The sequence below is a fragment of the Colwellia sp. MB3u-45 genome (assembly GCF_014077005.1).
GTDB lineage: Bacteria > Pseudomonadota > Gammaproteobacteria > Enterobacterales > Alteromonadaceae > Cognaticolwellia.
The window spans coordinates 240461-251880 of sequence record NZ_JACGVC010000047.1 but is presented as its reverse complement, the minus strand read 5'-3'; the positions used below and the strand labels follow the sequence as shown (position 1 = coordinate 251880).

9 protein-coding genes are annotated in these 11420 nt (G+C 38.9%); 4 read left to right on the top strand and 5 right to left on the bottom strand.

Features of this window, described 5'->3' with window-relative positions:
* Positions 1-2: 2 nt before the first annotated feature.
* Positions 3-485 carry a formate dehydrogenase subunit gamma gene (locus tag H4J41_RS10525; protein ID WP_182138191.1) on the bottom strand — a complete coding sequence of 161 codons (483 nt, stop codon included), beginning with the start codon at positions 483-485 and terminating at the stop codon, positions 3-5.
* 274 nt (positions 486-759) lie between these two features.
* On the opposite strand from H4J41_RS10525, the gene H4J41_RS10520 reads away from it, so the two are divergent.
* The gene (locus H4J41_RS10520; protein ID WP_182138192.1) at positions 760-1848 is read left to right on the top strand and encodes a substrate-binding domain-containing protein; all 1089 of its coding nucleotides are present in this window, start codon (positions 760-762) and stop codon (positions 1846-1848) included.
* Between the two features lie 98 nt (positions 1849-1946).
* Here the strand turns inward: H4J41_RS10520 and H4J41_RS10515 are convergent, their stop codons facing one another.
* Both H4J41_RS10515 and H4J41_RS10510 read right to left on the bottom strand, forming a co-directional pair.
* The gene (locus tag H4J41_RS10515; RefSeq protein ID WP_182138193.1) at positions 1947-3671 is read right to left on the bottom strand and encodes an OFA family MFS transporter; all 1725 of its coding nucleotides are present in this window, start codon (positions 3669-3671) and stop codon (positions 1947-1949) included.
* A 607-nt stretch (positions 3672-4278) separates the two neighbouring features.
* Entirely contained in the window at positions 4279-4635 is a 357-nt protein-coding gene (locus H4J41_RS10510) for a hypothetical protein (RefSeq protein ID WP_182138194.1), read from the bottom strand.
* Between the two features lie 971 nt (positions 4636-5606).
* Here H4J41_RS10510 and H4J41_RS10505 point away from each other — a divergent pair.
* Together H4J41_RS10505 and H4J41_RS10500 are read left to right on the top strand one after the other, a co-directional pair.
* Positions 5607-5807 (top strand): hypothetical protein, encoded by a 201-nt coding sequence (locus tag H4J41_RS10505; protein ID WP_182138195.1) that lies wholly within the window; start codon positions 5607-5609, stop codon positions 5805-5807.
* The gene (locus tag H4J41_RS10500) at positions 5804-8077 is read left to right on the top strand and encodes an EAL domain-containing protein (RefSeq protein WP_259364521.1); all 2274 of its coding nucleotides are present in this window, start codon (positions 5804-5806) and stop codon (positions 8075-8077) included. Before H4J41_RS10505 ends, H4J41_RS10500 begins: the two co-directional genes overlap by 4 nt.
* Before the next feature lie 215 nt (positions 8078-8292).
* On the opposite strand, the gene H4J41_RS10495 is transcribed toward H4J41_RS10500, so the two are convergent.
* Together H4J41_RS10495 and H4J41_RS10490 are read right to left on the bottom strand one after the other, a co-directional pair.
* The gene (locus tag H4J41_RS10495; RefSeq protein ID WP_182138196.1) at positions 8293-9021 is read right to left on the bottom strand and encodes a class II aldolase/adducin family protein; all 729 of its coding nucleotides are present in this window, start codon (positions 9019-9021) and stop codon (positions 8293-8295) included.
* Between the two features lie 62 nt (positions 9022-9083).
* Complete coding sequence (locus tag H4J41_RS10490) at positions 9084-10220, bottom strand: TauD/TfdA family dioxygenase (RefSeq protein ID WP_182138197.1); 1137 nt, start codon at positions 10218-10220, stop codon at positions 9084-9086.
* A 525-nt stretch (positions 10221-10745) separates the two neighbouring features.
* Between H4J41_RS10490 and H4J41_RS10485 the strand changes: the two genes are divergently transcribed.
* The gene (locus H4J41_RS10485; protein WP_182138198.1) at positions 10746-11387 is read left to right on the top strand and encodes a DUF5610 domain-containing protein; all 642 of its coding nucleotides are present in this window, start codon (positions 10746-10748) and stop codon (positions 11385-11387) included.
* Positions 11388-11420: the final 33 nt, after the last annotated feature.

Below are 11420 nucleotides of genomic sequence, written 5' to 3'. Positions count from 1 at the left end.
TCTCACTTTAATTCGCGGTCTACATTAGAAAGAATTTCTTCAAACCTCTGATTAGAAATACGGCCATAAAGATCATCATTAATTCTAATGTTAGGGCCAGTTGCACAGTTACCGAGACAATAAACACTATCCAAGCTGAATTTTTTATCACTGGTCATTTGATGATAATCAATAGCTAAAAAATCTTTAGCGTGTGCTTCAAGTTCTCGACTTCCTCGAGATTGACATGCTTCTGCACGGCAAATTTGAATTTGATATTTACCAGGAGGAGAAGTGCGAAATTGATGATAAAAACTAATAACACCATGAATTTCTGCTGGTGTTTGTTTTAGTTTTGTCGCTATTCGCTCAATCGCTTGAGAAGATATATAGCCCATTTCTCTTTGAATGGCATGTAATATTGGTAACAGAGAGCCTTCTTTATTTTTCAAAGAATCAATGATGTTTTCCACATTTGATAAGGGGGAAGAAAATTCTATTTTCATACTAACTCCGAAGGCCTGTTATAAAATATACATATGAAGTGAATTGCATATTTGTTATTGTCTTATAGTTCTTTTTATAGCCTGACTATAGCACCATTGTTTTATTATAAGAATATGAATTTTTATTCATAAATGAGTGTTGTTTTAGGTGGCATTAACGCTGCGATTCGACCGCTAACTATAAAGTTTATTAGCTAATGGCATAAAGTATTATTGATAATTAGAACAGACAAAAATAAAAATAAAACTCAAAAATAATATACAGGTGAAGAAAATGACCAATAAAACACTATTGTCAAAGAGAATTCAAATTAAGCCCGCATGGTCATTTTACGATGAGCAGGGTGAGTATGTAGACCCTCGACTTTTTGTTTTGCTTAATGCGGTACACACATATGGCAAGTTGACGGTAGCGGCAACAAAACTAGGTATGTCGTATCGTCATGTTTGGAATGTACTAAAAAAATGGACTGACTTTTTTGGCTCTGATTTAGTCGAACTTAAAAAAGGTAAAGGCGCACTTTTAACGCCGTTAGGTGAAAAATTACTGTGGGCTGAACAAAGGGCACAGGCTAGATTTGAACCTCAGTTAGTCAGCATTGCATCAGAATTAAATTTAGAAATACAAAAACACTTAATGGTTAAAGAGCCTTTGCTAAAAATTGCTGCAAGCTATGGTTATGCGGTGGCTTTACTGCCTAATTTTACTAATAAATTTAAGCTAGACTTACAATATAAAAGCTATGAAGAGTCATTTGATGCTTTAAGCAAAGGTGAGTGTAATATTGCCGCATTTCACTTACCCACCGACATTGTTAGCCAGCGATTAATTGATATTTATAATAAATATTTTAAAGCTAATACTTATAAAGTCATTCGGTTTGTGACCCGTAAACAAGGCTTAATTGTTAAAAAAGACAACCCTAAAAATATTACAAAAATTTCAGATTTAATGCAGGATGAGGTTAAATTTATTAATCGGCAAAAACATTCAGGTACACGCTTATTAATAGATGAATTACTGGCAAGATCATCAGTAGACTCTAAAAAGGTGATTGGTTTTGATAAATTTGAATTTACACATTCTGCTATCGCTGCTTATGTAGCTTCAGGCATGGCCGATGTTGGCATTGGTATTGAAACCGCCGCTCGTCAATTTGGTCTGGATTTTATCCCATTAACCACTGAACACTACGTGTTGGTTTGTCATCACAAGACCCTTAAAGAACTCTCCGTACAGCGCTTAATTACCGAGATAAAAAGTGATAGATTTCATGAGGAGGTATCCAAATTAGCGGGCTATGAGTCTATTGCTTGTGGTGATATTGCGGATTTAGAAGATATGTTACCTTGGCAAGTTTAAGGATAAAAGCACCAGTTATCTTGATTGCCATAATAAATATAAAACCGCTTTAAACGAATTTAAAGCGGTTTGAATTGTAGCTTTACAAGTTGAAAATATTAACCCTTAGGGTGTGTATTTTCAACGTGATGTTTAGCCTCTACAGGGCGAATAGTTAAGTTGGCAAAGAAAGCAACAACTAACAAAGCAGCCATAGCATACATAGTAGTGTTATATAAGCTTGGTGTTGGGTCAATAGTACCCGCTGGCACTAATTCCATTAACTTACTTACCGTCACTGTTTTTGCTGCAACAAGTTCATTTAACTGACTAACGGCAGAGCCAAATTTAGCCTGAAATACCGCAGGATCTATTTTTGCTACTAAGTCAGTTATGGCGTCATTGACCGACATATTTCTAAGATACGTGATAGCAAATGGACCTAAAACACCAGCGGTTGCCCATGCGGTTAACAAGCGACCATGTATACCACCGACATGTAATGTACCAAATATATCGGCTAAATAAGCTGGAATAGTTGCAAAACCACCACCATACATAGTGAAGATAACCATGGTGGCACCGTAGAACATAACTAACCAAACCGTAGATGGATCTGCACTGACTTGAGATGCAGCATAAGGTATTGATAAGTAAAGTAGCGTTCCCAACACAAAGAAAAAGTGGTAAGTATTTTTTCTGCCAATAAAATCAGAAATTGATGCCCAGAAAAATCGACCACACATATTAAAGACCGAAATCATTAATACGTAAGTACCCGCAAAGGTCGCGGTAGCTACATCAGGTAAGGTCGAACCAAAAATATCAACCATCATGGTTTTAGCCACACCAATAACACCAATACCGGCTGTTACGTTAAAACAAAGTACAACCCATAACTTCCAAAATTGTGGTGTTTTTAGTGCTTGATCAATATGTACATCGTTATGTGAAATCATGCTTTTTGCAGATTCATCTTTCTCTGGAGGAGTCCAACCTTCAGGTGTCCACCCTTCAGCCGGCACACGATACGAGAACGAGGCAATAATCATCACAATAAAATAAACAATACCTAATGTCAGAAATGTTCCTGCAGCACCAGTATCACCAGTACCTACAATATAGACACCTGCATCACCAGGAAAAGCCATATTTGCCGCTTCACCAGCTGTTGCAACAATAACTTCTACTGTACCAGAAGCTGTTTCTGCAAAACGTTTGCCCGCTTCAGTTATTAGTTTTACAGCACCTTCTGTGCCTAAATATGTAGGAGCAACCGCATGGAATTTTAACAAAGCAGCAATAAGTGGAGCACCAATCATCGCACCGCCACCAAATCCCATAATGGCCATACCTGTAGCCATACCGCGTTTATCAGGGAACCAACGCAGTAAAGTAGACACAGGTGAAACATAGCCTAAACCCAGACCACAGCCCCCAAGCGCACCATAACCCAGGTAAACAAGCCACAATTGATGGGTTGATATACCAATACTACCTATGATAAAACCGCCACCCCAAAGAAATGCAGCAGCAACACCAACACAGCGAGGACCGACTTTTTCTAGCCATTTTCCAGCGACTGCGGCAGATAAGCCAAGAAAAACAATAGCAACAGAAAATATCCAAACCACGTTACTTAAAGACCAATCTCCAGATGAACTAGTCACTACGCCTAATTCTTTAATAAGCGCAGGGTTAAAAATACTCCATGCGTAAACAGAACCAATACATAAATGAATTGCAATAGATGCTGGTGGGACTAGCCAGCGATTAAACCCCGATTTAGCAATTATTTTATCTTTCATTAAGAAAGAAAAAAAGCCCCCACTTTTATTTGACATTATTTAATACCTTATAGCTACAGCTTGATATAAATATTTATACTCGTACAACTAGCACACTGATGAAGGGTAATTACAGAAGCTATTTATTTTCAAAAAATAATATTTGAGCATAAAATATATAATGTTTTACCGTTATTCTTTGTTCTAAATTATTCACAGTTAAGCTGAATCAAGTATAAAAAAAGAGAATAATTAAGGTGAATGTATGTTTTTATAAAAGCCTGATAGTTAAAACTAACCACAGTTTTTATATCTTTTTTTGACAATCAATTTAACTACCTTGTTTTTATTAACACAAGTATATGAATTAAATTACATATATTGGTTTTTTATTACTCGAAAACTATACCATTGGAGTATTAGCATTAAAATATGAATGAATATTCATATTAAGTGATTATTAGTTACTGCCTAAGGTAGACACTTTTAGTGGTTCACTTAGTGTTATCAATAGTCAGTTAACCCCAAGTGCTGTAACGGTTACCTTCATCTGTAAAGGCTAATTAGAGTGTTGTTTATCGTTAAATCATTGTTTTATTTTTTGTGCGCTGCACTTCTTAGGGTAGCAATTTTTAGCATCAGGTTTTTAGAACTAGATTGTCGACTAATGAATGGTGTGTTGTTGCTTGTCCCACAGACTTCCTTGCCAATGAGAGATGGTTCCAGCCGCTTGGCAGCTATCGCAATGCCACTCAATTAGGCTAAGGTTAATACAGCTTGCTTCAATGTCTCCCTCGCAATGCAGTTGCTCAGCGCGAGTGTTGCATTTCAAATTTACAGCAACTAAGTCAATATCAACTATTGGCGGCTCTGTATGCGTAGAAACCGATGATGCAATACGCTCAGAAACCGATGATACAATTTTACTGAGAAATTTGAACACTGTTTTTGCTTGTTCAGTCAGTACGAGTAATTTACCTTCGTCGTCCAGAAAATGTCTTAAATCTGTTTTTAATACCATAGGTTTTTTTCAATCAAAGAATGCTGATGCGCCTAAGATATAGTACTTGAAGCTTTTGGTACATTATTTCTCAGTTAATACTGCTCAGTTAATCCAGCTAAGTTAATATTATTAGGCTGACAGTTGGGTTAGATAAATACAACCGTTCGACTAATCAATACGATTAACCTTGAACATAAATTCGTCAAGCTAAGCGCATAGATTTTAAGCACTGAATCACTGTTTTATTGACCAACAAATAGTCAATGCTCATTCGGTTAATTAGACGCTATGCTACATTATTTCACCGATTACTTTCACAGGTTATTGTGGTCTTAGAACTGAAATTGTTGTCCGCCTCTATTCACCACATTTATTGATCACATTACAGCCTATTATCAGCAAAAGTTAACTTTCTTGTTGCACGCCGAGGGAATTTACCTAGGTAGCCTTGCCTTAATCATAAGTTATATCGGCTCAGGTGATAATATATAAAAACATCAATAGCAACGATCAGTTAACAAACAAATAACCTTTATCGAACTGCTTATGTGCTAATCTGCTGACTTCTGTGAAAGTGAAGTTAAAAGGAAGTTAAAATCATTTACATTGCAATGACTTTAAAGCTCTTTTTTTTCTCTTCCTAAATCTATTTAATCAATGACTTATAATTTACGTCTAGGGCTGTGGCTTTTCTCATTTAGGGATATTTTAGCATCTAGACTCAGCTTTTATTTATACCTAAAAGTGAGTGATTGTTAATGGTACTTAACTTTTGATTCAGCGTTACTAATAAAAATTTAATTTAATTTTGATTATGTTTCAGCGCAATTTTCTGAGTTAAAGACCAAGGTGGTCTAACATTCACTTTTGTATTTAAAAATGAAAATCCTCCATTGAAAAATAGCGGTTTACATAAAAAATATGAAATATTCTCGGCTAATAATGGAAAACGACTCTCTCATAATGAGACAGCAAAGTAGACTAACTCTGTGATCAAATTTCTGAAAAAATTCAGTAAATTAATTGTTGTGATGACATCAGCCATTGTCGGTGTCGGCTCTTCTTTTCGTAGTTTGTATGCCTTTTCAAAAACAGAAGCGGTAATTAACAGCATTGTTATGAACTTTACCTATATTAGTCAAACTAAGGTGTTTGAGTCAGTGTTATATAAAATGGAACTTGCCAAATGAATTCGCCTGTAAAATCAGTCAAGCTGTTGGCTAAAGAGTTACGCCATCGTGCAGAAGTGAAGCTAACAAAACAAACGGTTCCTAGTGACTCTGCAGCGCAAAAAATGCTACACGAATTGCAGGTGCATCAAATTGAACTGGAAATGCAGAACGAAGAGTTACATCAAGCGCAGAGAACACAAAAATTACATTACCGTTATACTGAGCTATTTGAATTTGCCCCTATTGGCTACTTTTCTTTTGATGTAAATGCCATCATTAATCAGGTCAATTTTCGAGGGGCTAGTTTACTGGGTATTGAGCGAGCTAACTTGGTCAATAAACAGTTTTTAAACTACGTAAACGCTCAATATCGAGATAGCTTGAAATCTTGCCTATTCAAAGCATTTGCCGGCAGTGGTATCCAATCTTGTGAGATTTTAGCGGAAGTTGGTACCAAAACATTGTGGCTGAATATTGAGGCAAATCTTGGTATTACAGGGACCGACTGTCTTGTTGCGGTAACGGACATTAGTGAAAGAAAAAAAATTGAACATGAGCAAAAGCTCGCTAATGAAGAGAAAGAAAAACTAGTCGACGAATTAGCCCTTGCCGCCAAGGTTTTCACTCACGCCCGCGAAGGCATTTTAATTACTGATACTAAAGGTATTATTATTGAAGTTAACGACGCCTTCACTGAGATCACCGGCTATAGTCGCGAAGACTCTCTTGGTCAAAATCCAAGCCTTTTACAATCAGGACGCCAATCAGCAGAATTTTATATCGCCATGTGGAAAACAATTTTTACCACAGGAGAGTGGTACGGAGAAATCTGGAATAAACGCAAAAATGGTGAAGTATATCCAGAAATTATGACCATTTGTGCCGTGCATAACGATGCTGGCGAGTTACAAAATTATTTAGCTATGTTTGGTGACATCAGTGTGATGAAAAGCAAGATAAAAAAACTTGAGCATATCACTCACTACGACTTACTGACCAACCTGCCCAATCGTGTTTTACTTGCCGACCGATTAACTCAAGCTATGTTGCAGTGCAAGCGCCGTCAGCAGTCACTTGCGGTGGTATTTCTAGATTTAGATGGTTTTAAACAGATCAATGACAGCTATGGACATGATTTAGGTGATGAACTGCTCATTGCTCTCTCAATTCGCATGAAAGGTGCATTACGTGAAGGTGATACTTTAGCTCGCTTTGGCGGCGATGAATTTGTCGCGGTATTAACCGATTTAAGTAAAGTTGAAGACTGTAAGACGACATTAGAGCGCTTATTACGGGCAGTGTCAGAGCCTGTTGCCTTAGGTGATGTGGTGTTAAATGTATCAGCCAGTATTGGCGCCACCCTTTATCCGCAAGACAATGCGGAGGCAGACTTGCTGATGCGTCATGCTGATCAAGCTATGCATGTGGCTAAAGAGTCGGGTAAAAATTGCTATCATTTATTTGATACGGCTGAAAATGTCGCCATTAAATTACAACTAGACAACCTAAAGACTATTCGTAGCGCATTAGACAACGAACAATTTGTCCTCCATTATCAGCCTAAAGTTAATATGAGGACAGGCTTGGTGACGGGTGTTGAGGCGCTGATTCGTTGGCAACATCCCGAGCGAGGCTTATTAAACCCCTTTGAGTTCTTGCCCTTGATTGAAAATCACCCTATGAGTATCGAAATGGGTGAATGGGTTATTGATACGGCATTGAGACAAATTAGCCAATGGCAAACCATAGGACTTATCTTACCCACAGGTATAAGTGTAAATATTGCTGCCATGCAATTACAGCAGCCTGATTTTACCAATAAACTCACTAGGCTACTAGCCGCCCATGCAGATGTTGAAGCACGCCATTTAGAACTAGAAGTGTTAGAAACAAGTGCCTTAGATGATGTGATTCGGGTCTCAACCACCATGAATGACTGTATGGCGTTAGGCGTAAATTTTTCTTTAGATGATTTTGGTACTGGCTATTCGTCTCTGACTTATCTTAGACGTTTACCTGCCAACCTGATTAAAATAGATCAAAGCTTTGTGCGAGATATGCTAGTGAATGTTGACGATTTGGCCATTGTTGAAGGCGTCATTGCTTTAGCTAAATCATTCAAGCGTGAAGTGATTGCAGAAGGCGTTGAAACGATTGAACACGGCACAGCGCTATTGCAACTGGGCTGTGAATTAGCACAAGGTTACGGCATTGCCAGACCTATGCCTGCGAGTGATATTCCCGCGTGGATTAGTTGTTGGAAGCCTGATATTAGTTGGCAAAGCTAAATAAAACGCCGTATGGCTTGAAACCCATCTAGGTTAGAATGAGACCAGATTGACTCTGGCCTCATTCTAACCTAGTTCAGGCCTAGTTCAGGCCTAGTTCAGATCTAACTCAGATCTAACTATCGCCTGATGTTGGCATAACGCTTGATCAAACACAGTTTTTTGTCACACAACTGAGACACTTTAAAGCGCGAGTATGGGGTAATAAAGTATTATTATTCCCGATACGAGCTACCCTTTTTATCGAGCATAGCTTTTTGCTGCTCAAAATGAGCGTAAGACTGGCCTCGAAACTCATCCCAACTTTCTGCTGTTTGTCGCGCTAGATCATGAGATAGAATATTCAGAGGCTGGCCGGTGGAATAAGCCAACACCATAGTCTTACAAGCTTTTTCCAGATAATACAGATCCTCAAAAGCTTCGGCGATCGTCGCGCCAGTAACCGTAATGCCGTGATTACCCATCATTAAAGCATTTTTACCGGCCAGGCTATCCACGATGCGTTTGCCTTCTGTATCACTGGTGGCAATACCGCCAAAACTTTCATCATAGGCGATGCGCTCAAAGAAGCGCGCGGTATTGTTATCAATGGGCAATATACGTGGATCTTTTAACGTTGAGAGTACAGTGGCATAGGTAGAATGTAGGTGCAGAATAACTCGGGCTGTTGGCAATAACGCATGCATATTGCCATGAATACTCCAAGCCGAAGCATCAGGCGCTTGGTCAGTCTGCATAATGCTATCGTCTTCACTATCCAGTAACTGTAGATTACTTGCCGTAACATTTGAAAAATGCATCCAGCGACGGTTCATCAGGAATTTTTTACCATCTGCAGAGACCGCAGCGCTTAAATGATTGGCCACTGACTCATGCATATCCATTTCATAAATAAGCCTGAAAGCAGCGGCCAAATCGACGCGTAATTCTTGTTCTGTTTGCATTTTTCTTATCCTCAATTTTCTTATCCTCAATAGATTTCGACTGATTAGGTCTCTAGTGATGGCTAAAGTGGCGCCGTTATTTCTGCTTCTGCTTTTGGATAGCTAGCACGTAAAACACGGTAAACACTGCGCAGATCGCCTCGGTCAACATAACAACCCCGTAAGTGCCTTGCGCCACTGCCCTTGATAAAGGAAGCTCGGCCGTGAGCGATGCGGTGGTTGTCGAACACCATACATTCGCCAGCATTTAGGCGAAAGGTCATCAAATATTGAGCGTCTTGTAGCATCTGTCCAAACTTACGAAAAGCGGGATAAAAAGTATCCATTTCACGCTGAGAAAAATCAAATACATCAGCTAAGTGCTGACTAAAATTAATACCGCTAACCTCACCATTATTAGGGTCGAGTTCGATTATTCGCTGCTTAGTGCGTACATCTTGATAGTGGGTGGTATAGCGATAAGGCACTTGGTATTCTGTCAGTATTTTGAAGTATTGTGGATAGCTTTGTTTTAAGGCGTTGGCCACGGTAGTTGCATCGACAAACAAGCTGTTGCCGCCTTCTGCATCATTAACCCTGCAGTGTAAGAACTGGATGCCTGGAGCCAGTTCTTCTGCAGGTAAATCAGTATGTAACTCAAGTGCTTTGCTGGTGTAAGCAAGGTTTTCAGGATTAGCTTTAGACTGGACATCAAAGGTGTAACCAGAAAAAGATGGCCGCACAGTGCCAAACAGTTCGCATAGGGTTTTCAGCCCTTCGTTTGAATTTGGCATATCTTGAATCAGGGCAACACCTTCATCTAACATGGCCTCCGCCCAATCGGCTACACTGGCGGGGTTAGCCATCACATCGTCATAGCTAAAACGCGCCATGTTTGGGTAGTGATCGCCGTACCAAGTTTTACGGGCACGAACGGCCAAATCACCATGGTTTTCTCCCTTGTGCCAACGTTCAAGCCAGTCTAGGTTGTAACGACTTTGATAGCCATCGCTCCAAATAACTTCCAGTGCGGCTGCATTTATCCAGGCGCTTGTTGCGTGTAAATCATCAGCTTCATCAAGAATATCAAAGGTGCGTTCCTGAGTGCTGCTATCCCATGAGGTGGCGCAATTATCGCGTAACCAGAAGTAATTGAAATAAACCATTTCTGCGTTCATCGGGAGTTCTATACCGGTTTTCAGTAATACAATATCAGACATTCAGCAGCGCTTATTTTTGTTTATTTTGAAATTTAAATTGTAGCATTTGGGCCATCTAATGTCGAAAATACCAGGGGGGGAATTGCCGTACTAAGTGCTTAATAAAGAATCATTGTTTTTTAAAAAAAATGATTAAAGCTGTTCGCTATTCATTATCGTTAGCCATGCCAGTAGCGGGTAAAATAAGAAGGTCTGCATAGGCCAAAATTAACCCGTAATGGTCACTGACAATTTTTGATAAAACAGCATTATGATGATGAGTGTAAGCTTGCGTTGAGTGAGATAGCTACAGGGTAAACTTAAGTTACACTTAATGGTGCCGATACTTGTTATATCAATTTCATTAATTAGGTGGTCTACTTTATACGCAGGAAAAATGGCCAAATATAAGACATTTATTTTAATAACGAGTTGTGCTAATTATTAAATAAATAACGCAGTAGTGGGTTATTTTAACCAGTAAAAATGATCAGATAATGAGTGAGATTGGTATCCTATATGCTTTGATAAACCGAGGTAAATTTTATGAGCTCAACAATTAAACCTAACGATAGCTATAGCCAAGAGGTTCGAACATTAGCAAACGACTCAGATAAAACCTTGAACAAGCCAAAGGGGCAGCAAATATCTGAGCTGGCTAATGATAAAAACATTGTTAAATCAGAAAGCTCTATTTATGCCAACCATAAAAAGCAGCTTAATGCCGCTATTATAGAATCTTCACTGAAGTTCAATACCACCATGGGCGATCAGCCGCTGTCATTGTTGTTAAAAACTGCATTACAGGGCATAAACGAAGCGCTTAAGGAAACCTGGGCTGATAATCGTGTTGAAAGTCGTGTTGAAGACAGTTATCAGTCGGGGGTTGATTTCAGCCCTGAAGCAACAGCGGAGCGTATTCTTGCTTTTAGTACTCAGTTTCTAGGTGCTTATCAAGAGCAGCATCCTGAAATGGCTGCAGAAGAATCGTTAACGGCTTTTGTTGATATTATCAGTGGCGGTATAGAGCAAGGTTTTGCTGAAGCCAAGGATATTTTAGGTGATTTAAAAGTATTGGCGGGCGATATTAGCCATAATATTGATAAAACTTATCAGTTGGTGCAAGCAGGGCTACAGTCTTTTGTTGAAGCTTTAAGTGCTAAAGAAGTCGATCAGCTTGAACCGTAACAAGGATAATAGTCGGTAATTTAGCCAGTGGTA